Annotated in this window: 15 protein-coding genes; 11 read left to right on the forward strand and 4 right to left on the reverse strand. The window is 50.3% G+C overall.

Going from position 1 to position 21,727, the window contains the following annotated elements; all coding sequences use genetic code 11:
- Nucleotides 1-2: 2 nt before the first annotated feature.
- A complete protein-coding gene (locus DPRO_RS01415) occupies nucleotides 3-1,214 on the reverse strand; it encodes an aminotransferase class I/II-fold pyridoxal phosphate-dependent enzyme (RefSeq protein WP_097010469.1) in 1,212 nt (403 codons plus the stop codon).
- A 188-nt stretch (nucleotides 1,215-1,402) separates the two neighbouring features.
- Between DPRO_RS01415 and DPRO_RS01420 the strand changes: the two genes are divergently transcribed.
- From DPRO_RS01420 to DPRO_RS01465, 10 genes are all read left to right on the forward strand, one after another.
- A complete protein-coding gene (locus DPRO_RS01420; RefSeq protein WP_097010470.1) occupies nucleotides 1,403-2,326 on the forward strand; it encodes a branched-chain amino acid transaminase in 924 nt (307 codons plus the stop codon).
- Between the two features lie 150 nt (nucleotides 2,327-2,476).
- Nucleotides 2,477-4,360, forward strand: a complete 1,884-nt coding sequence (dnaX, locus tag DPRO_RS01425) for a DNA polymerase III subunit gamma/tau (protein ID WP_097010471.1) — start codon at nucleotides 2,477-2,479, stop codon at nucleotides 4,358-4,360.
- A gap of 30 nt (nucleotides 4,361-4,390) precedes the next feature.
- Complete coding sequence (locus DPRO_RS01430; protein WP_097010472.1) at nucleotides 4,391-4,702, forward strand: YbaB/EbfC family nucleoid-associated protein; 312 nt, start codon at nucleotides 4,391-4,393, stop codon at nucleotides 4,700-4,702.
- A gap of 119 nt (nucleotides 4,703-4,821) precedes the next feature.
- Nucleotides 4,822-5,427: a recombination mediator RecR gene (gene recR, locus DPRO_RS01435; protein WP_173806726.1), complete on the forward strand. Its 606-nt coding sequence runs from the start codon at nucleotides 4,822-4,824 to the stop codon at nucleotides 5,425-5,427.
- A gap of 17 nt (nucleotides 5,428-5,444) precedes the next feature.
- On the forward strand, nucleotides 5,445-7,655 hold the full coding sequence (recD2, locus tag DPRO_RS01440) for an SF1B family DNA helicase RecD2 (RefSeq protein WP_097010474.1): 2,211 nt from the start codon (nucleotides 5,445-5,447) through the stop codon (nucleotides 7,653-7,655).
- 153 nt (nucleotides 7,656-7,808) lie between these two features.
- Complete coding sequence (locus DPRO_RS01445) at nucleotides 7,809-8,312, forward strand: ferritin (protein ID WP_097010475.1); 504 nt, start codon at nucleotides 7,809-7,811, stop codon at nucleotides 8,310-8,312.
- 75 nt (nucleotides 8,313-8,387) lie between these two features.
- The gene (locus DPRO_RS01450) at nucleotides 8,388-10,073 is read left to right on the forward strand and encodes a 2-oxoacid:acceptor oxidoreductase subunit alpha (protein WP_097010476.1); all 1,686 of its coding nucleotides are present in this window, start codon (nucleotides 8,388-8,390) and stop codon (nucleotides 10,071-10,073) included.
- 11 nt (nucleotides 10,074-10,084) lie between these two features.
- Nucleotides 10,085-10,915, forward strand: a complete 831-nt coding sequence (locus DPRO_RS01455; RefSeq protein WP_097010477.1) for a 2-oxoacid:ferredoxin oxidoreductase subunit beta — start codon at nucleotides 10,085-10,087, stop codon at nucleotides 10,913-10,915.
- 99 nt (nucleotides 10,916-11,014) lie between these two features.
- Nucleotides 11,015-12,697: an energy-dependent translational throttle protein EttA gene (ettA, locus tag DPRO_RS01460; RefSeq protein ID WP_097010478.1), complete on the forward strand. Its 1,683-nt coding sequence runs from the start codon at nucleotides 11,015-11,017 to the stop codon at nucleotides 12,695-12,697.
- Nucleotides 12,698-12,782: 85 nt separating this feature from the next.
- Entirely contained in the window at nucleotides 12,783-13,850 is a 1,068-nt protein-coding gene (locus tag DPRO_RS01465; protein ID WP_097010253.1) for an IS5 family transposase, read from the forward strand.
- A 167-nt stretch (nucleotides 13,851-14,017) separates the two neighbouring features.
- Here the strand turns inward: DPRO_RS01465 and DPRO_RS01470 are convergent, their stop codons facing one another.
- From DPRO_RS01470 to DPRO_RS01480, 3 genes are all read right to left on the reverse strand, one after another.
- Entirely contained in the window at nucleotides 14,018-16,225 is a 2,208-nt protein-coding gene (locus DPRO_RS01470; protein WP_097010479.1) for a GGDEF domain-containing protein, read from the reverse strand.
- A gap of 288 nt (nucleotides 16,226-16,513) precedes the next feature.
- Nucleotides 16,514-18,760, reverse strand: a complete 2,247-nt coding sequence (locus tag DPRO_RS01475) for a carboxyl transferase domain-containing protein (RefSeq protein ID WP_097010480.1) — start codon at nucleotides 18,758-18,760, stop codon at nucleotides 16,514-16,516.
- Nucleotides 18,761-18,771: 11 nt separating this feature from the next.
- A complete protein-coding gene (locus tag DPRO_RS01480) occupies nucleotides 18,772-20,190 on the reverse strand; it encodes a biotin carboxylase N-terminal domain-containing protein (RefSeq protein ID WP_097010481.1) in 1,419 nt (472 codons plus the stop codon).
- Between the two features lie 237 nt (nucleotides 20,191-20,427).
- Here DPRO_RS01480 and DPRO_RS01485 point away from each other — a divergent pair, with 237 nt between their 5' ends.
- Nucleotides 20,428-21,690 carry an NAD(P)/FAD-dependent oxidoreductase gene (locus DPRO_RS01485; RefSeq protein ID WP_097010482.1) on the forward strand — a complete coding sequence of 421 codons (1,263 nt, stop codon included), beginning with the start codon at nucleotides 20,428-20,430 and terminating at the stop codon, nucleotides 21,688-21,690.
- The last annotated feature ends 37 nt before the right edge of the window (nucleotides 21,691-21,727 follow it).

Raw genomic sequence — 21,727 nt, forward strand, 5'->3', positions numbered from 1 at the left:
ATTTACCCCTTAGAGAAAAATTTACGCAGGTTGCGAACAGCCTGATTCGTGCGATGACGGTTTTCAACGAAGCTGAAACGTACGTGGTCATCGCCATATTGGCCAAATCCGAGACCTGGAGATACTGCGACTTCTGCTTCTTTGAGCAGTAACTTGGAGAACTCGACAGACCCCATGTGCTTGAATTGCTCAGGGATCGGTGCCCAGAGGAACATGGTAGCCTTTGGCGGGGTGACTTCCCAACCGATGCGGTTCAATCCTGCACACAAGGCGTCGCGGCGATCCTTGTATACATCCATAATGTCTATTACGGCCTTGTCCATGTCTTCGCGGCTGAATTGCGGGTTCTCGCCCAGATCGCCGTTGAGTGCACATGTCGCAGCAATCTGGATTGGCTGATAAATGCCGTAGTCGAGATAACTTTTGATGCGGGTCAGTGCCTGCACCATGTCCGGGTTGCCTACGCAGAAGCCTACGCGCATACCGGCCATGGAATAACTCTTGGTCAGGGAGAAGAACTCGACGCCGACTTCCTTGGCTCCATCCGCCTGCATGAAGCTGGGGGCCTGATAACCGTCGAAGACGAAATCTGCATATGCCAGATCGTGAATGACAAACAGTTCATGCTCTTTGGCAAAATCAACGATACGCTGAAAGAACTCAATTTCCACACACTGTGTTGTCGGGTTGTGCGGGAAGTTGATAATCAGCAACTTGGGCTTGGGCCAAGTATGAGTGACGGCTGTTTCAAGGTTTTCGAAGAAATCCTGACCCGGTCCGATGGGCACACGTCGTACATCAGCGCCTGCAATGATCGAAGCATAAGGATGGATAGGGTAGGCCGGGTCCGGTGCCAGCACGACATCGCCCGGGCTGAGCATGGCCAGCGCCAAGTGGGCCAAACCTTCCTTGGCGCCCATGGTGACACACACTTCCTGATTGCGATCCAAAGAAACGTCGTAACGACGGTAGTACCAATCACGGATGGCTTTACGAAGGCCTTTGATACCTTTGGACGCTGAGTACTTGGAGTTTCCTGGCTTGTACGCCGCCTCTGTCAGCTTGTCGAGAATGGGCTTTGGTGTGGGCACATCGGGATTGCCCATGCCCAGGTCGATGATATCCGCGCCCGCGTGGCGCATTTTCATCTTTAATTCATTAACCTGAGCAAAAACATAGGGGGGCAGTCTGTCGACTCTCGCAAACTTGGACATGTTGAAAAACTCCTCAATTTTATTAATGCAAGTTAGATTACATACTCGCTTAAATCTGTAGCTGTCAAAATGAAATTGCACTGATAATGCAAGGTGTATCTTGACCTCGGAAAGACTTTTTCATAGCGTCCTTATTTCAATGCTGTATTCTACGTCCTCGAGACGAAAAATTCCTTAAGGAGATATTAATGGTCCAGAAATCCGAAACCATCTGGTTCGACGGCAAACAGGTTCCCTGGGACGAGGCAAATGTTCACGTCCTGACTCACACTCTGCATTATGGTGCAGGCGTTTTTGAAGGTATTCGTGCATACGAATGCGCAGATGGTTCGTCCGAGGTGTTTCGCCTCGAAGAGCACATGGTTCGTCTGATTAACTCTGCTAAGATTCTCGGAATCACCGTTCCGTATACAGCAGAAGAGTTGACCGAGGCTGCAGTTGAGACCCTCAAGCTCAATAAGCTGGCAGGTGCTTATATCCGTCCTCTGGTTTTCATCGGTGACGGCGCCATGGGTGTCCATCCCGGCGACAACCCCATTCGCACCATCATCGCCACATGGCCCTGGGGCGCTTACCTCGGCGAGGAAGCCCTTGAAAAGGGTATTGCCGTCAAGTGTTCCACATTCAATCGTCACCATGTCAATGTCATGATGACCAAGTCCAAGGCTTGCGGCAACTACGTCAACTCTGTTCTGGCCAAAACCGAAGCTGTCGCCGACGGGTATCATGAAGCGATTCTGCTCGACACCACCGGTCATGTTTCCGAGGGCTCTGGCGAGAATATCTTCATGGTTCAGGATGATGTCATCTACACCCCGCATGCCGACGGCGTGCTCGGCGGTTTGACCCGTAATTCCATCATCACTCTGGCGAATGATCTTGGATATGAAGTACGTGAAGAGCCGCTGACTCGTGACATGCTCTATGTCGCGGATGAGGTTTTCTTCACTGGTACTGCCGCAGAGTTGACTCCCATCAGCTCCATTGACCGTCGACAGATCGGTTCCGGCATTGCTGGTCCGGTAGCCAAGCTGCTGCAGACTGAATACTTCAAAATCGTCAAGGGTGAAAACTCTGATTACGAACACTGGTTGCATCGCTATTCCATCTAGAGGTTCCGTCATCGAGAGTTGATAGAAAGTCTAGAAAACCAGTACGCGATCTGGTAGGTAAGGGGAAACTCGACGCGAGAAGTCGTTTTTCCCCTTTTTTGGGAAAGCCAGAATGTAACCTGTTACCGCGTCACACTTCCGGGTAGTTTCATGAGTACATCGAACCTGACTGCAAAATACCGTCCCCAGACCTTCGGCGATGTCGCCGGACAGGAAGCCATCAAGTCCATTCTCTCAAGAGCGGCAGCATCGGATAAGATTGCCCCGGCATATCTTTTTTCCGGAACGCGTGGTGTTGGTAAAACGACCATTGCCCGTATCTTTGCCAAAGCGCTCAACTGTGTGAATGCACCAACGGCAGAGCCGTGTAACGAGTGCTCCAATTGCAAGCAGATCACAGCTGGTGTGGCTGTTGACGTCATTGAAATTGATGGTGCATCCAACCGCGGAATTGATGATGCCCGGCGCTTGAAAGAGGATATCGGCTACGCACCTGTTGAGTGCCGGTACAAAGTGTTCATCATTGATGAAGCCCATATGTTGACGAAAGAGGCGTTCAACGCGCTCCTCAAAACCCTTGAGGAGCCGCCACCGCGAGCTACGTTCATCATGGCGACCACCGAACCACATAAATTTCCCCCGACCATCATCAGTCGTTGTCAGCATTATATCTATAAAATGCTGACGCAGCAGGAGTTGGTCAATCACCTCGAAAGTATCATGAACATGGAAGAGCTTCCGTTCGAGCCGGGGGCTTTGGAAATTATTGCCAAGCGCGGCGCTGGTAGTGTGCGCGACTCCATGTCATTGCTGGGGCAGGCCCTTGCCATGGGATCCGATGTTCTGCGGGAAGAAGAAGTCCGAAACTTTCTTGGTCTTGCCGGACAGGATGTATTTTTCCAGTTGATGGAAGCCATGCACTCCCGTGATCTGGTGGCAGTGGGTATGGTCTTGCGTCAGGTGCTTGATCAGGGACTTGACCTGGGCTTTTTCCTGCGCGAACTGACAAACTGCTGGCGAAACATGTTTTTACTGCGACAGGCCGGTGAAAAAGCTTTGCCGTTGCTTGGTATGTCGGGCGAAGAAGCCCGGGCCTGGCTTGAGTGGGCTGGCAAGTTTGATCCATCCCATATTCACGCCTGCTGGCAGATGACCCTCGATGGGCAGCGAAAAGTCATGACTAGCCTTGAGCCTGCTCTGGCTCTTGAGTTGTTGCTGCTGAACCTCACGAGCCTTCCGGACTTGATTAATCTTGAGTCTGTAGGCTCTGCTCCAACTGGTGGAACTCCACCACCGCCTCCAGGGCAACAAGGTGGTAATTTCGGAGGTGGTCAGCAAGGCCCTCAAGGCGGAGGATATGGTCAGCAGGGAGGCGGATTCGGACAACAGTCCGGCCAGCGTTTTGCTCCTCCACCTAAACAATCGAGTGTCCCGGCCCAGCCTGCCGCTCCCTCTCCCCATGCGCAGCAGAACCATGTTGCTAACTCCACAATGCCAACTGCATCGCGCCAGCAGGCCGCTCCTGTGCAGCAGCAAGCTGAAGTTGTAAGAAAGCAGGTTGCTCATGGCTCCGAAGTTCAGGAAAGCCACACTAAGACTGCACCTGCAAGCTCCCCCGTGGACTCAAACAGAGTGAACCAACCGCTTTCTGACTCGAAAACATTTGCGCCGAAGGGGCCAAGGAACTGGGAAGGTTTTCTTGAGTTCGTCAATGAAAAGAATGGCAAAATTCCGGTTAAAGCCGCCAAACTTCGTTTGAATAAAGGGGAGTTGCGCGGCGACGAATTGGTGATTACATGCGGTACCAGGATGCAGTGCGCCCAGCTTTCTGAAAAACAGACATTCAACGCATTGGATTCTTTGACGAGAGAATATTTCGGCCCTTTGGTTGAAGTTAAGGTTGAAACAGGTGATATTGCCGTCCACAAGACGGACAAGCAGCTTCGAGAGGAGGCGGAAGCGCATCCCGGCGTGAAAATGATAATGGACACGTTCAGTGCGCAGTTGATTTCCGTCAGCCATCGAAAACAATAAGTCAGTAACGATAACGACCAGGAGAGAATAATGAAAGGTATGAACGAAATGATTCGCCAGGCGCAGGTTATGCAGCGCAAAATGAGCGAGAAGCAGGAAGAGTTGAAATCCACCATCGTCGAGGCCACCAGCGGTGGCGGTATGGTGACAGTCAAGGCTACCTGTGGTCAGGAAATCACCGAGGTCCTGATTGAAGATTCCGTCATGGAGTCCGGTGATAAAGACATGTTGCAGGATCTCGTTTTGACGGCCGCCAACGAAGCCCTCAAGAAGTCCAAAGAGCACATGGAAAAGGAATTGTCCTCCATCACTGGTGGATTGAACATACCTGGCATGTTCTAGATTGGAACCTGCCGTTGAGGTGTGGGGCATGAAACGGTACCGGTGCGTACGTTGAGCCGTAAGTACAAGGACTTGTTTTCTGCCCCTTATTTTTTGTTCATTGGTACAAGGAGATTTCGTTGAATAATCTTCCCGGTCCGATGAGAGAGGTTGTTGAACAACTCTCATCTTTGCCAGGTATTGGACCCAAGTCCGCACTTCGTATTGCGCTTACTTTGCTGAAAATGCCCAAGGAGAAGGCGGGGGGAGTCGGTCAGTCCATACTGGAACTCAGAGAAAAGCTGTGCTTGTGCGACGAGTGTGCTTGTCTGGCCGAAAGCAGCCCATGTTCGATTTGTTCTGATCCCGGACGCGACTCTGATCAGTTATGCCTTGTCCCTGAATGGGACGCTCTTCTAGCTATGGAAGAGATGGGCGTGTTCAAGGGGAAATACCTCGTCCTCGGTGGTTTGCTCTCGCCGCTCGAAGGTATCGACCCGGGCCAACTTGAGATCGAGCGCCTTCGCAGGCGTCTTGCGTCTGGAGATATTTCTGAATTGATTTTGGCGCTTGGGGCAACTCTTGATGCCGAATCAACAGCTTCCTACATCAAGAATCTTGTTGAGTCCGATTATCCCGACATCAACGTCAGTCGCCTTGCTCAGGGTATACCGATTGGCGGTGAGGTGAAGTTCATGGACAAGGAAACCTTGAAGCAGTCTCTGGTTCATCGCCAGAAAGTATAAATTGCGGTGCAGTTGCCATGAATGAAGATCAGTTGTCGCGCCTTACCGGTGCGGAAGTTCAGTCCGTTGTCTATTACAACAAGGAAAATGGATACACCATTGCTCGGGTGCGCGTTCCTGACGAACCCGGGACCGTTTCCATTGTTGGGACCATGGGAGAGCTTTCGGCTGGCTCTACTCTTGATATTGCAGGTGTGTGGACTGTTCATCCGAAATTCGGACGCCAAATGGAAGTGCGATCTTTTGAAGAATCGCGCCCGGCAACGGAAAATGGGGTGATAAAGTTCCTCCAATCCTCCATCAAGGGCGTGGGAGAGAAGACCGCTTCGATCATGGTCGAGGAGTATGGTGTTGGTGTTCTTGATGTTCTTGATGACAACCCGGAAGAGTTACTATCCATCAAAGGCATCTCCAAGAACAAGTTGAAAGACATTATTGAGTCCTGGACGAAGCAACGGGAGATTAAGAATCTCCTTGTGTTTCTTCAGACACACAACGTTCCGACTACTTTCGCTGGTAAAATTTTCCACTTATATGGCGCGCAGGCTGAGAAAAAGCTCCGCGATAATCCCTATGATCTGGCATATGAAATCCGTGGAGTTGGGTTCAAAACTGCTGACCAGATGGCTATGAAGCTCGGGTTTGAGCCTGATTGCGCCCAGCGGTTGGAAGCTTCCATCGTGTATTATATGTTCACATATTGTGAGCGAGGCGGGCACATGTTCATCCTCAAGGATAAACTGTTGGCCGAAGTCGCTCGTATGCTGGACGCCCATGATTTCAACAAGTTGGAACTTGCTCTGTATTCACTTGAAGAAAAGAAGCGGGTCCGAATAGAGGATTTGCCGGAACAGCATCTTTCCGATGCCGTGTATCTGATGCATTTCTTTCACTACGAAAACGAGATCACGCAGCGCCTCTACCAGCTTGTCAGCCATCCTTCGTCTGTCAGCCGTAAAAAGATCGATAAAACCTTGCCTCGTGTGGAAGACAAGCTTGGGTTCACTCTTTCGGATGAGCAGAGAGAAGCGGTTTTCGATGCCTGTAGCAACAAGGCCTTTATCATCACCGGTGGGCCTGGAACAGGTAAGACGACTATTACCAAGGCAATCATGCTGACACTCAAGGAGCTTGGGCTTAAAATCCTTCAAGCAGCACCAACAGGTCGAGCAGCCAAGCGCATGTCTGAGGCGACTGGGCATACCGCGCAAACAGTGCACCGGATGCTGCAGTATCAGCCGGATGGCGGCTTTCACTACTGCGAGGATCAGAAGCTCAAAGGTGATGTGCTTATCATCGATGAGGCCAGTATGGTGGATGCGCATCTTTTTGTAGCCATTCTACGTTCTCTTCCCCATACATGCCGTTTGATTCTGGTTGGTGATGTAAACCAGTTGCCCAGCGTTGGCCCGGGAAATATCCTTGGTGATCTTATTGATTCCAAACGTGTCCCGTGCGCTGTTCTTACCCATATTTTTCGACAGGCGCAGGAAAGTTTTATAGTTGTTAATGCGCATAGAATAAACAATGGCCAGTTCCCCCGGCAGCATCCGCAGCAGGCACCGGAAGCTGATTTCTTTTGGATTCCGCAAGAGAATTCGGCCAAGGTTCAGAAGCTGATCCTTGATAGTGTTTGTGATCGCATCCCGGATCGATACGGCCTTGACCCGCTTCGTGACATTCAAGTTTTGACTCCGATGCATAAAGGGGATGTCGGGACCCAGGCGTTGAACGCAGCTTTGCAGGAGCGGCTCAATCCGCCTTCTCCGCATAAGCCGGAGATTAAACGAAAGTTCTCGACATTTCGTGAGGGCGATCGTGTTATTCAGATGAAGAATAACTACGACAAGGAAGTCTTTAATGGGGACCTCGGCTGGATTCTGGAAGTTGATCCGGACGATCAGGAACTATTCATCGAATTTGATGGCAATCAGGTTGTCATTGAGTCGAGTGAGCTTGATGAACTGAGCCTTGCCTATGCCGTATCCGTTCATAAATCTCAGGGAAGTGAGTATCCTGCCGTTGTCATGCCGGTGGTTACTCAGCACTACATGCTGTTGCAGCGGAACCTGTTATACACAGGACTTACCAGAGCCAGAGAACTGGCTGTCATGGTAGGCAGTGAGCGTGCTTTTCAGATTGGATTGAACAATGCCACCGCAGGCAAACGCAGCACCCACCTTGCGCATCGATTGCGCACCATGTTTTTGTCCAATACGTTGAAATAAGCAAATCTATTCCTCTTCACCTTGCAAATTGTAAGGAAAAGTGGTGAATTATGATTTGCATTATATCATTGTGAACGATGCGATGTTGCATTGATCACCTTTTTTGTTATTCGTTTATTTTAACAGGCTGATATTAAAGAGAAAGGAGTTTACATGCTGAGCCAGAAACTTGAGGCTGCTCTTATTGATCAAATGAATTGGGAAATCTACTCCGCACATATATATCTTTCCATGTCATCGCACTTTGCTCAGGAAGGATTGGGCGGCTTTTCCAAATGGATGTTTGCCCAGTATCAGGAAGAAATGTTCCATGCGATGAAATTCTTCAATTATATCAATGAAGCTGGCGGTCATGCTAAACTTGGTCAGATCGAAGCTCCCCAGGTGTCCTGGGAAACTCCTCTGGCTGCGTTCGAGAATGCTTTGGAGCATGAACAGGGTGTGACTGCACGTATCAACGCCATTGCCGACCTGGCTGTGGAGGAAAAGAACCACGCTGTAGGAATCTTCCTGCAGTGGTTCATCTCTGAGCAGGTCGAAGAAGAAGATAGTGTCGGCGACATCGTCGGCAAGCTCAAACTCGTGGGCGACGGAGGCGGTCTCTTTATGTTGGATCGCGATCTGGGCACAAGGGTGTTTACTGAACCGACCGAATAGCAACCTCACAAGATGGCCGATGGACTTTGTTGTCCATCGGCCATCAAACGATTCACGCCTTGAAAAGGAGTAGCGATGTCGGAAGCGAATATGAATGTTGTCATTGGTGGTGAAGCGGGACAAGGTCTCGCCACCGTGGGGCAATTGTTGGCAAAAGCCGTAACGAGAGCTGGATACCACATGCTGGTCAATCAGGACTACATGTCGCGTATCCGTGGAGGGCATAACTTTTTCTCCATTCGATTCGGCTCAACCCCTGTAGAGTCTCATACGGAAGATATCGACATATTGGTTGCTCTGACTGCAGAAACCGTCGAACTGCATGCCGATGAGCTCACGGATAATGGCATTATCATTGCCGGTGATGACATTGATACAGGCGACCACAAAGCGCTGAAGATTCCGTTCAAGGAACTGGCTCCCAAGCAGTTGTTTTACAATGTGGTGGCGCTTGGCGTGCTGGGTGCATCTGTTTGTGTCGATCCCTCTATTCTGGAGAAATTACTCAAAGAACGATTCGAGAAAAAGGGTGACGATATCGTCAAATCCAATCTCGAAGTTCTGCACAAATCCTATGAATGGGCAAAGAGTCAGGAAGTGGACTTCACTTGTTTGGAACTTCCCGAAAGTCAAGGTAAGACCAAGCTGATGATGCATGGTAACGAAGCTATTGCGATGGGGGCGTTGGCAGCCGGTTGCAATTTTGTTTCATTTTACCCGATGACACCATCCACTTCGGTGGCCACGACCATGATCACCAAGGGGCGGCACCTGGGCATGAAGTATGAACAGGTTGAGGACGAAATTGCTGCTATGAACATTGCCATTGGCGCATCCTTTGCCGGAGCCAAGGCAATGGTGACAACCTCCGGTGGAGGCTTTGCCCTCATGACCGAGGGAATAAGCCTTGCCGGTGTATCGGAAACGCCGGTGGTTACAATTGTTGTTCAACGGCCAGGACCTGCAACCGGACTTGCAACCAGAACTGAACAGGCTGATCTCAACCTAGTCCTTTATGCAGGACATGGTGAGTTTCCCCGCGCCATTTTTGCTCCCGGAACCGTAGAGGAGTGCTTTTACCTTACGCATAGGGCGTTTGACCTTGCCGAGCAGTACCAGACTCCGATGTTCGTCTTATCTGATCAGTATCTGGCTGATTCCTATCGGGATGTCGAAATGTTTGATGTCGACACGCTTCCAGAGGTGGCGGACCCCATGCTCGAAACGGATGCAGACCCATATCTGCGCTACGAACTGACCGAAGATGGAATCTCTCCGCGACTTATTCCCGGCTTTTCGGAACAACTGGTCCGCGCAGATTCGCATGAGCATGCTGAGAACAGCTCCATGACTGAAGATCCTGATAATCGCGTTCGCCAGAATTCAAAGCGCCTCGTGAAAGGGTGCGGCATTTGGCAGGATGTGATTGGTCCCGATTATTACGGTGAAGAGAACCCAGATGTCCTTTTGATGTGCTGGGGTTCATCTGTCGGAGCCTGTCTTGAAGCTGCGGACAAGTATGAAGGCAAGAAAGTCAGTGTCCTGCATTTCAAGCAAGTTTATCCACTGCGTGAGGAGCAGTTCATGGATTACCTTGAGTCTGCTGGTGAAGTCGTTGCCGTTGAAGGCAATGCGACCGGGCAGTTCGCCAAGCTGGTGGCCCAGGAAACAGGGTTCAGGGTTGGAAGCTACGTCCTTCGTTTTGATGGTCGTCCGTTGTCGCCGCAGTATGTCCTCAAGGGACTCAAGTCTATAATTTAAGGAGCGTGAATATGGTCTCCATTGAACAATACGGTGAATTTGATACGAGCTGGTGCCCGGGATGTGGTAACTTTCCCTTGCTCAAAGGCATGAAAGAGGCACTTGTCGGCCTTGGGCTTCAACCTCATGAAATTCTTGTTTCGTCGGGCATTGGTCAGGCTGCAAAGACTCCGCATTACATGAAATGCAACATGTTCAACGGGTTGCATGGGCGTTCTCTGCCGGTGGCCCAAGGCATGAAGATGGCAAACCCTGAGATGCCTGTCATTTGTCAGTCAGGTGATGGTTGTTCTTACGGTGAAGGTGGAAACCACTTTTTGGCTGCCATTCGTCGAAATATGGACATTACCCTTCTGGTTCACAATAACCAGATTTATGGTTTGACCAAAGGGCAGGGCAGTCCGACGACCACCCGTGGTCAGGTCACCAAAACACAGCCGGACGGCGTGCCTTCCGAGGCTTTCAACCCTGTGGCTGTTGCCATCTCCATGAAAGCCAGCTTTGTTGCGCGTGCCTTTACGGGTGAAACCGATCACCTCGCCTCCATGATAAAGGCAGGCATCGAACACAAGGGGTTTGCCCTGATTGACATCATGCAGCCCTGCGTATCCTTCAACAAGGTTAATACATTTGGATGGTACAAGGAGCATAGTTATATCCTTGAAGATCATGATCCCAGCGACTGGATTGCAGCAATGAAGCTTGCTGACGAGTTCCCGGACAAGATTCCCCTGGGGGTTTTGTATAAAAATGACAAGGAACCGTATCCAACCTCCGAGGTCCTCGCCAAGAAGCGATACGACAAAGAGGAATTGAAAAAAGTCCTGCAATCATATGCATAAATCGAAAGGGGAGCGAAAGCTCCCCTTTTCCCTTTACAAAGTCATGCTTCTTTGAGACTCATCTGGCTCTTGATGTAAACTATCATTTTTGAGGTAGAAATGAGTAACGAGTCAGAAAAGATTATTTATTCCATGTACAAAGTGACCAAACGTCATGGTCAACGCGAAGTACTGAAGGATATTTCTCTATCATATTTTTATGGCGCCAAGATCGGCGTACTCGGTCTGAACGGCTCGGGTAAGAGTTCCTTGCTGAAGATCCTTGCCGGTGTAGATACCGAGTTCGACGGCGAGACACATGTTAAGGACGGGTACACAGTCGGATACCTTGAGCAGGAACCTCTGATAGGCGAAACGCGCACCGTGCGTGAAGTCGTAGAGGAAGGCGTCAAGGAAATCATGGATATCATCCGTGAATACAACGAGATCAACGAGAAGTTTGCCGAGCCGATGGAGCCCGAGGAAATGGATGCTCTTATCGAGCGTCAGGGCCAGGTTCAGGAGTTGATGGACGCCAAGGGCGCATGGGATATCGACTCCCGCCTCGACATGGCCATGGATTCTTTGCGTTGCCCTCCCGGGGACACTTCGGTTGAGGTGATTTCCGGTGGTGAAAAGCGTCGTGTTGCTCTGTGCCGTCTGCTCTTGCAGTCTCCTGATATTCTGCTTCTTGATGAGCCTACCAACCACCTTGATGCCGACTCGGTTGCATGGTTGGAAAAATTCCTTTCCACCTTCCCGGGTACAGTCATCGCTGTAACTCACGATCGCTACTTCCTTGATAATGTTGCGGGCTGGATTCTTGAGCTCGACAGAGGACGAGGAATTCCCTGGAAGGGGAACTACTCCTCATGGTTGGAGCAGAAACAGAATCGTCTTGCGCAGGAAGCCAAACAGGACGCCGAGCGCCAGAAAACACTTTCTCGCGAATTGGAGTGGATCAAGATGTCCCCGAAGGGGCGTCGAGCCAAAGGTAAGGCACGTATCAATGCGTACGAGGCTATGGTCTCTCATGAGAGTGAACGTCTTGCAGATGATCTGCAGATCTACATTCCGCCGGGACCGCACCTTGGCAAACAGGTTGTTGTTGCTGAGAATGTGACTAAATCCATGGGCGACAAGTTGTTGATGGAGGACATGAACTTCATCCTTCCGCCCAACGCAATTGTTGGTATCATCGGTCCGAACGGTGCGGGTAAATCCACGCTTTTCAAGATGATTACCGGTGAGGAGACTCCTGACTCCGGCGAAATGCAGACGGGTCAGACAGTCAAGTTGGCTTATGCGGACCAGAATCGTGAATCCCTGGTCCCCGGTAAAACGGTATATGAGATCATCAGCGAAGGCGCCGAATTCATCAAACTGGGCGATCGAGACATCAATGCCAGAGCCTACTGCTCTCGGTTCAATTTTGCCGGTTCCGACCAGCAAAAGGATGTTGCAGTCCTGTCTGGTGGTGAACGAAACAGAGTTCACATGGCCCAGATGCTCAAGTCAGGCGCAAACGTTCTGCTCTTGGATGAGCCAACCAACGACCTCGATGTGAACACTATGCGCGCCCTTGAGGATGGTTTGGAGAACTTTGCCGGTTGTGTACTGGTTATCAGCCACGATCGTTGGTTCCTGGATCGAATCGCGACCCACATCATTGCCTTTGAGGGTGACTCCAAGGTGGAGTTTGTCGAAGGTAACTACAGTGATTACGTTGAGGATCGCAAAAAGCGTCTTGGCGTGGATGCTGATCAGCCGCACAGAATCAAGTTCCGTCGACTTACCCGATAATACATGCTTACAAAGGCGCTCTTTGTTTCTTGAGACCTCTGCACGGCAAATCCCACACTTTTACTCTTTAACTATTTGATTTATTATGCTATTATTTCTCCATCCAAAGGAGGAAGGCATGGCTATTCGGCAGAAAGGACCTCGGTTGGGTGATTACTTCCTGGGGCACCGCAGAACCAAGACCACATTTCTGGATGAGATCAACGAACTCATCGACTGGCAGCCCATCAACGCCTTTCTGTGCAAGAAGATCAGGCGCAAGGCCAACGCCGTGGGCAATCCCGCCTATCCGCCTCTGGCGATGTTCAAGATTCTGCTCTTGCAGCGTTGGTACAACCTGAGTGATCCGGGCGTGGAGCAGGCGCTGCTCGACCGGCTCTCCTTTGTCAGATTTACCGGTTTTTCCATCGAGGACGACGTGCCGGACGAGACCACCATATGCCGTTTCCGTAACGGTTTGATCCGCCTGAAGGTGCTGGACTCCTTGCTCGACATGCTTAACCGCCAGCTTGAAGGACAAGGGCTTCTTGTCCGTGAGGGAGCCGTGGTGGACGCCTCGGTAGTCGAGTCGCAGCGGCGGCCGCGCAAGGTTATCGACGTGATGCCTGAGGACCGTTCCGAGGACGCCGAAGAACAGGATGGGCCGGTGGACTGCCGGGTCAGCTATTCGGATGACGAGGAGGCGGCCTGGCTCCGCAAGAGAAATCGGGCCTATTACGGCTACAAGCTCCATGCCGCGACGGACAGTCGAGACGGGTTTCTGCTCTGTGGTCACATCACTCCCGCGAACCATTCGGACACGGGCGAATTCGAGCGGCTCGTGAATGGCGTCGGCCTTGATCCCGGCGCACGGGTTTATGCGGACAAGGGCTATTGCAGCGGGAAGAACCGGGACATTCTGTTTGATCGCGATTTGGAGGACGGAACCATGGACAAGACGCCTCGTGGCGGCAGGCTGACAGACTTCGAAAAGACCCGCAACCGTGACATCAGCAGCATTCGGCAAATAGTCGAGCGGGCCTTCGGCACACTCAAACGTGGCTACGCATTCTTTCGGTCCCGATACGTGGGTCGTGAGAAGGTGGAGGGAGAGTTCCACATCCTCGCCATGGCGTTCAATTTGAAAAAAGCTGTTCGACTGGCGCGAGCCTGAAGGGAGAGGTGCGTCCAAAATCCGGCATTTCGGCCAGAAATGGCAGGAAAAGGCCGGGAATGAGCCCAAGCTGGGGTGCGGTCAGAACATCAAATTGGGTGCGGAGCGCAAGGCACGGACGCGAAAAGGGGATGCGCAGAGGTCTCTTCTTACAAAGAGCGCCTTTTTTATTCGGTACCCAAAGGGGGACGCCTATCCAGCGCTACGGAGTTCCCCGGCTTGGACTTAGCGAACTTCTTGATGTGGGCTGCTCGCTCGCCAATTTCCATCAACGAGCATTGACCACATATTTCGATGACTCCAAGAGAGATCGTGATAAGTGGAAACTTTCCTTCTTTGCCATCACGCCCCACAGCTTGAATCCAGCCTCGCTCTCGGTCTTCAGTACAATAGCAGTTGCTAACCAATCGGCCAAAACAACGTGTGATGGACTTGCAGATTCGTTCGACTGATTGTGGGTTGGTCATAAGAACGAAGTCGTCACCACCGATATGGCAGAGTAGGGAATCCTTGTCCGAGTGCTTTTTCATGGCCCAACTCATGATGTCTGCTGCGAGTCGTATGATTTGATCACCGTTTTTGAATCCGTAGGTATCATTGTATACTTTAAAGTGATCCAAATCCGCGTAAATGATGCTGAATCGCTTGTTTTGTTGAATACGGCTTTCCACTTCGCGTTCAATGGATACATTCCCGGGCAGACCAGTGAGAGGATTGGTCCCTTTGGCCATGTCGATCTGAATTTTTGCAAGTGCATTGAGTAGGCTTTGAACCGAGACAACACCATACAAATAGCCTTTTCTGGTGATTATGATGTCATCATAGGCCTTGAGCGGCTCCCGTTTCATTGCTTTTCGAGCTGCCTGTTCAACCGGCATGTCGATGTCAACAATCAGTGGTTTTGAATCCATTACCGAGTCAATGGATCGTTTGTAATACAGTGCGACACCATACTGGGAAGAAAGTTGTCGGTTGAGGTGGTATTCCATTACCAAACCAATAGGCATATCGTTTTCTGCTATGACGATATTGCTGAACCTGTTGTTCTTCTTGAAAAAGTTTTGTGCGTCTGAGACGAGGAACGATGGGGGAAGAGCATGGGGCGCTTTGGCTATGTCGCCCACCGGGATAGAGCAGGTGATGCTTTTATTAGTCACATCGCTAACGGATTGGAGGTCAAGACACTCTTTGGTCAATGTTGGTTTAGGTAAGCTGGGACGTGAGATGAAATACCCCTGGCCGCAATGTACTCCAATATCCTTGAGGCATACAGCTTGGGCTTTTGATTCGACTCCTTCTCCTATGATCTTGGACCCGATTTTATCTGCAAAAGTGACTGTCGTTTCCACCAATGCCCGCTTTACAGGATCTTTGTGGATGCCTGAAATCAGCGACTTATCAAGCTTGATATAATCCGGCTGCATTTCTGCGATAGTCGTCAGGCCAGCGTACCCAGCTCCTGCATCATCCACTGCGACTTTAAATCCCTGATTGCGGTAGTGATCGAGTGTGCGGTGGAATAGTGCAAACTCCTGAACACTGTGTCGCTCGGTAATTTCAAAAACGATGTTGTCAGGGGTCAATCCGGCTTGTTCCATCAATTCAAGGGTCTTACCCGGGGTGAATTCCGGGTCAGCCATGGTTTTAGGGTGGATATTAAGAAAAAGCCGTTGTCCTGGTGCCAGCATGCCTATACTGGCTACTGCCGACTCCCTGCAAAGTTTCTCCAGGGCGAACAATCTTCCCAATTGTTCGGCTGTTTCAAAGAGAACCACCGGAGATTCGAAGGATGATCCTGCGGGGCCTCTAGTCAAAGCCTCCCAGCCGAAAATGCTGCCGGTTTTAAAATCGAGAATAGGTTGGAATACAGTTGATATGAGGCGATCGGACAACACACTATTGAAACGATTGGCTATGGATAGTCCCTTCATGTTCAAAGGGATGCGTATCATTCGCCTTGCCTCAACGAGAGCGGTTGCGTACTGGGATGTAAGGTTGAAACCGCTTTCATTATTGAGCAAAGCATAGCCCATGCCCAAATCAATACCCAGTCCGGTTTGGCGATACATGGTTTTCTTCAGTCCGTTCTGGGCCTGTATTTTGTATTTATATGCGAGATCGGCGGCATTTCCTTTATGAGGGATTAAGATAGCCATTTCTCCAGGCCCAACGTGTTGTAGGGTATTGTCATTGCTAGTGTTTTCTGAGTCTGTCAGGATTTGCTTCAGTTCAAACTCCAATTGCTCGATAAAACTGATCCCGTACATTTCTTTGAGGATGGAGTAATCCTTGATTGCAATGAGGATCAAAGCATGGTGACTACTTGTCCCGCAACACTCATTTGCCATGAGAAGTTGAGGAAGTTCCGTGTGCATAGATTCGTCCTGTTTGGTTGGATTTCGGTTGGTGAATAATCGAAATAGCAGTGAGTTGCTCATATGATACTAATCCAAGTCACATGTGATTGAATAGAATGGCTCTCCTGAATCCTAGTCACACATACCTACATGCCAACTGATCTCTATTGTTACCTCGCAGTTACGGTTGTCGATTAATTGGGTTACACATCAGGATATCAAACCTCTGAGATAAAAATACGCAACCAATTAAAAGGGGCGGCCGCTAATGCGACCGCCCCTTTAGTGCTTGATGTCTATTCTGACTTATCGGTAGTAGAGGTTTCTACCACCAATGGTCAAAAAGGTGTGCTGCAGGTTCTTCCTGATGTCTTTTCTGCTCCAGACTCCCTGGATATGTCCTCGGGAGAGTGCTTTGAAGCAGTTATGATAATCCGGCGGAATCTCGATACCGGTGGTTTCCTTGATAACGCCCGGTCCAGCAAACCCGAGTCGCGAAGAGCGTACGGCATACTGATAGGGGGAACAGCCAAGGAAGGATGCAACCGGTCCAGCATAGGAGTTGGTGTCATAGAGCACGATGTAGAGCCCACCGGCTTCAATGTACTTTCTGACGGCCATGGTACAGCGCGGCATCTGAATCAAGCCGTTAACGCCTTCCTGAATGCGAATTCCGGCTGTTCCATGGACATACGCCAGGAAAGGCTGGTGCTTGGTTTGAGCAAGCTCCAGGGCTCGGATGAATTTCTCACCTTCTGCAGCTCCAACCGAGCCACCTCGGAAGTTGGCGATCAGTGTGGCGCAGGTCAGATGGATCCCTTCAAGAGAAGCATTGAAGGTCATGCAGCCGCTCTCAAGTCCGGTTTTCTCTTTTGCGGCTTCAACGCGCTTTTCAAAGTTGGGAAAGCCGGTTGGGTTGCCGCATGAGATGTCGCGGTTGAATTCCCGGATGGAATCTTCATCAAATATATTGTGGAGATACCATTGGTATTCCATGGGGAAGTTGTAACCGCAATGCGGACACACTCCGGCAAAATCGGTGAACAGGTCTCGCGCCCAGATATCGAGGCAGCCTCGCTTTTCCGAATGAGGGCAAGATATTTCCCTGTCGAGCTTGGCTTGTGGGCTGACATAGCCATTTCCGTTCACCACAAGACTTTCTGAGCCTTCGGCTTTTGAAAGACCTGTCAGATCAATTTCCTGCTGTCGTTCTACCTCGGATTTTATACCGAGTTTTTTGGATATGTTGCGATACAGGGCATCGACTCTACCTGTTACGACATGGATTTCATCCATGGTCTCTTCGCAAACACGGCTGATGCGTTGCTTGAAGGGCTTTACCAGATCATACAGGATGATTGAAGTGGTGCTGGAGACAATACCGCTGCTGGTAGCGTTCAGCTTTTCCAGCATCGATCGGTTGTCTTTGAAAGCATGTTTGGCAAGCTTGCGATATTTTTTGAAACGGCGTGAGATCAATCGCTCGCGAGCAGTGTCATTCATTGTCCATCTGACAATGATATCCGTGTGTTTACGGAAGTGACGGAGGGCAATTGCCCGAAAGAGTCGAAGTCCACGGACCGAAAGAGTAACCTCATCGGTTGCCCTGACGACCTGATCACGTACCTGCTTATAGAAGTCAAAATGATCGGCGCGAGCACCGAGGGGCGGCTCTTGGATGATCTCATCAATGTAACCGTTCTTCAGGTTGTCCTGAGCGGTGATCTGCTGCGCTATGGCGCAGGATTCAATCAGTTCGGTCGGAGCGCGTTCGGTCGATTTGATGCGACCTTCAATTGCTGCGGCTCCCTCAGGTGAAATAACCGAATAGTAGCCGTGGGAAAGCATGAGTCGCTTGTCAGCCATTCCGATGGCTTCAGCACCGCCAGACCCGCCTTCGGAGAAGATGGCAATGATAGGAACGGGGATTCCCGCCATTTCATATATGTTTTCAGCAATTTGCTGTGCCGCTCCCGGGTAGTCCTCAATAGGGTAGGAGCCGGGGGTGTTGACATAAGCGTGAATGGGAATCTGCTCACGGGCGGCAACTTTCATGTACTTCAAGGCCTTGGAGTTACCCCATGGCTTGATGGAGCCTCCGTTACGAAACTCCTGTCCATGGCCTTTTTCCTGCCCAACAACCATAACAGGCTGGTTGATGATCTTTTTGCCCTTACGGCGCGTAATGTACGCACGGGCAATGACCATGCCGGGGTCGATGGAGTGTTCGTCCATTCCACCGACTTCAGTGTAATTGTCGTAGACGTTTTCCAGGATGTCTTTCAGACAGATACGCTGGGGATGCCTGACGATGCGGACCTTGTCCATGGCGGTCAGTTGACCGTCAATGGCAGCTTCGACAGCTTCCAGACGCTTGCCCAGTGCTTCGACTGCTCGGATGCGCTTGTCCTCGGCCTCATGATTATATTTGGCAGGAAACTTGCCGATTTCTTGAGCAAAAGCGTCAAGCTCCGGGCGCTGTTTATTACCTAATATCTCGCGGGCATAGTTGACCCGTTCTAGTAACTCATTGAGTTTTTTGTCTATATTCATAGTGCTGTCTTTTAGAATTCAAGAAGATTTTCCGTCTTTTCAATAAGGAACGGAATATTTGATTTCATGTCCAGGCCACTGGAGTCTGCGCCGTTGAGCTTCAAATCCTTGAGGAAGGCAACGCCTCGCTCTTTGGCTTCGGCCAGATCTTTACCCCAGATGATGGCCAGGGCCAGGTTCGGATCGTATTCCGTGGGAATCTGATACGGCCTGTCTTGGGGGACGTGAGTATGGAAACGGATCCAATCCTTTTTCTGCCAGCCCAACTCCTGAATCATGCCAACCCAGGGTGCAAATCCGTTGTCGGTGTCTTCGGCAATCAGTCGGTATTCAATGCTGACCCCGTCAAAGGTGACGTCTTCCTGCTTGTAGCCAAGTGGCTCGCCCAGGCCGATGCGGATTTGCTCGCGGATCAGATTAACGTCGTTGTTTCCTTTAACAGAAGCAATATCTGCGGAAACACCATTCTCAACCTGGATGCGTGTGTTAACTTCCATCAGGAAAGGCTCTCCTTGTGGAGTGACGATCCATTCCCATGTCCCGACGTTGTCGTATTTGATCTCTCGGGCAATGGAGAGGGAGTATTCAGTGATGTCGTCGAGGAGTTTCTGAGCGTTGAATGTGTAGTTCATGCCCTGTGGCCAAAAGCCTGGTGCCACTTCGATACGTTTTTGCAGTCCGGGAGACTGAACCGAACAGTTACGGGTGCCGAAGTGAACAGGATTGGTTCCAGAGCGATCAGAAGCGATCTGAACTTCCAGGTGGTTGAAGTCGAATACGCGCTGCTCGATGAGTATGCCTTCATCGTTGAATGTGCGGAGTGAGAAGTTGCGGATGCGACGATACGTTTGTCTGAAACGCGCCATGTCTTCGCATTCGTCAATACCCATTCCACCACCACCGGCAGATGCCTTGACCAAAACGACCGGGCGGGAAATGCCCATCTTTTCCTGAAAGTCGAAAAGACTCTGAGCAATGGATTCGGCTTCCAACTCGTCGTAAATGGCTCGGTCTGAGCCGGGAACTGTTGGGACGCCGAGCTTACGAGCAAGGCGTTTCGTATTGATCTTGTCACCCAAGTCCCTGATCACCCGCCAGGAAGGGCCGATGAAGGTCATGGGACGATCTCGCTCTGTCACGCGTCGTGCAAAGCGGTAGTTTTCCGAGAAGAATCCATACCCGGGATGAATGGCTGTGGCCCCAGCTTCATCGGCAACCGAAAGGATGTCTCCTGCGTCGAGATAATTGTTGATGCGGTACAGGGACTGCTCTCCACCCAATTTGCGGGCAACGTCAGTGTGTCCGGATTCTTTGTCTTCTTTTGTATACAGAGCAACGAACGGAAGGCCGAGCTCATGACAGGCCTCCATGATTCTAACAGCTATTTCGCCTCTGTTTGCTATCAGTACTTTATTACCTTTTATACTCACGGGATAATTCTCTTTGGAGTTACGGTTTTGAAGGTGCTTTAAATAACTTGTCTTGAATGATCTTGCAAACACCCATTATCTTAAATATTTTAAGAGTTTAACCTGAAACACCTGTTTAAATTTATAATTATGGATTTTTGACAAAAAAATAGGTAGGAAAACAGTTCGCAATAGTGAAAAGCTTCAATTTTGTCATATTTGGCAAAAAGCTCAAACACTTAATGAGGGAGAGAAAACATGGATTACGTAATTGTCGGAAATGGCGTTTCCGCTATCGGAGCAATCGAAGGGATTCGCCAACATGATACATCGGGGAGTATTTTGGTTGTCAGTGACGAAGAGGTGCCAACATATGGGCGTCCTCTCATTTCCTATTATCTTTCTGACAAGATCAAATTTGAAACACTCCCGTTCCGCCCAGAAGAATTCTACAAGAAAAACAATGTAGAAATGAAGCTTGGCTCACGTGTCCTCTCGATCAACTCAGCAGAAAACAAGTTGATCCTGGACAGCGGGGAAGAGGTTCAATACGGCAAACTGCTCATTGCTACAGGGGGGTCCCCTGTTCAGCCTCCACTGCCAGGCATTGAAGGGCCTGGAGTCCACAATTTTACTACGGTTGCACATGCCGAGGCGTTGCGTGAGTTGGTGGATAAGGTCCAGAAGGTCGTGGTCATTGGAGCAGGGCTTATTGCTTTGAAGGCTGCTGAAGGTTTCGCAGAAAAAGGTGTCGACGTAACAATTGTGGTCCGGTCCCGTATCATGCGGACATATTTTGATGATACTGCCAGTGAATTGATCGTTGAACACCTCGAGAAAAACGGTATTCGTTTTCTTCAAGGGTGCGGTACAAAGGAAATTGTCCGCCTGGGTGATGGAACCATCAAAGGTGTTGAAACTGATGAAGGATTAGTTGAAGCAGATGTCGTGATCGTTGCAGCAGGTGTGCGACCGAATATGGGGCTGGCAACTCAGGCCGGAATTGAGACCAATCAGGGAATCAGAGTCAACGATTACATGGGCACCAATGACGAAGACGTCTTTGCTGCAGGTGACGTTGCAGAAGCTCGGGACTTGTTGACCGGAGAGTTCACTGTTCGCCCCATTTGGCCGAATGCCTATTCACAGGGAAGGTATGCTGGAATGAACATGGCTGGCGCCAACAATCCCTATACCGGTGGCCTGTCCATGAACTCCATTACCTATTACGGACTGGCAACAATTTCGGTTGGCGAAACAAATCTCGACGGTGATGAGGGATATGAAACAGATGTCCACCTTGATCGTGAGAGAAGTGTGTATAGAAAGCTCATTTTCAAAGACGATAAGCTTGTGGGCTGCATCCTCATAGGTGATATTGATGCCGCCGGCTTTTATACGAGCTTCATTAAAAATGGCTTCAAACTGGATGAAGACGCCAAGAAGCGCCTGACTGAAGGAGATCCTTCACCTGCGCTGTGGCCGGATGAGTTCATCGAAGGCATGATGAATAATCCGTAAGACTTGATGATACGAAGGTTAATCAGGGGACTGCGTT

The organism is Pseudodesulfovibrio profundus, assembly GCF_900217235.1.
GTDB lineage: Bacteria > Desulfobacterota > Desulfovibrionia > Desulfovibrionales > Desulfovibrionaceae > Pseudodesulfovibrio > Pseudodesulfovibrio profundus.

Excerpts from the sequence above, each read along its gene's own strand:
- DPRO_RS01415 (WP_097010469.1), bottom strand. The coding sequence starts at position 1,214 with ATGTCCAAGTTTGCGAGAGTCGACAGACTGCCCCCCTATGTTTTTGCT.
- DPRO_RS01420 (WP_097010470.1), top strand. The coding sequence starts at position 1,403 with ATGGTCCAGAAATCCGAAACCATCTGGTTCGACGGCAAACAGGTTCCC.
- dnaX (WP_097010471.1), top strand. The coding sequence starts at position 2,477 with ATGAGTACATCGAACCTGACTGCAAAATACCGTCCCCAGACCTTCGGC.
- DPRO_RS01430 (WP_097010472.1), top strand. The coding sequence starts at position 4,391 with ATGAAAGGTATGAACGAAATGATTCGCCAGGCGCAGGTTATGCAGCGC.
- recD2 (WP_097010474.1), top strand. The coding sequence starts at position 5,445 with ATGAATGAAGATCAGTTGTCGCGCCTTACCGGTGCGGAAGTTCAGTCC.
- DPRO_RS01445 (WP_097010475.1), top strand. The coding sequence starts at position 7,809 with ATGCTGAGCCAGAAACTTGAGGCTGCTCTTATTGATCAAATGAATTGG.
- DPRO_RS01450 (WP_097010476.1), top strand. The coding sequence starts at position 8,388 with ATGTCGGAAGCGAATATGAATGTTGTCATTGGTGGTGAAGCGGGACAA.
- DPRO_RS01455 (WP_097010477.1), top strand. The coding sequence starts at position 10,085 with ATGGTCTCCATTGAACAATACGGTGAATTTGATACGAGCTGGTGCCCG.
- ettA (WP_097010478.1), top strand. The coding sequence starts at position 11,015 with ATGAGTAACGAGTCAGAAAAGATTATTTATTCCATGTACAAAGTGACC.
- DPRO_RS01465 (WP_097010253.1), top strand. The coding sequence starts at position 12,783 with ATGCTATTATTTCTCCATCCAAAGGAGGAAGGCATGGCTATTCGGCAG.
- DPRO_RS01470 (WP_097010479.1), bottom strand. The coding sequence starts at position 16,225 with ATGCACACGGAACTTCCTCAACTTCTCATGGCAAATGAGTGTTGCGGG.
- DPRO_RS01475 (WP_097010480.1), bottom strand. The coding sequence starts at position 18,760 with ATGAATATAGACAAAAAACTCAATGAGTTACTAGAACGGGTCAACTAT.
- DPRO_RS01485 (WP_097010482.1), top strand. The coding sequence starts at position 20,428 with ATGGATTACGTAATTGTCGGAAATGGCGTTTCCGCTATCGGAGCAATC.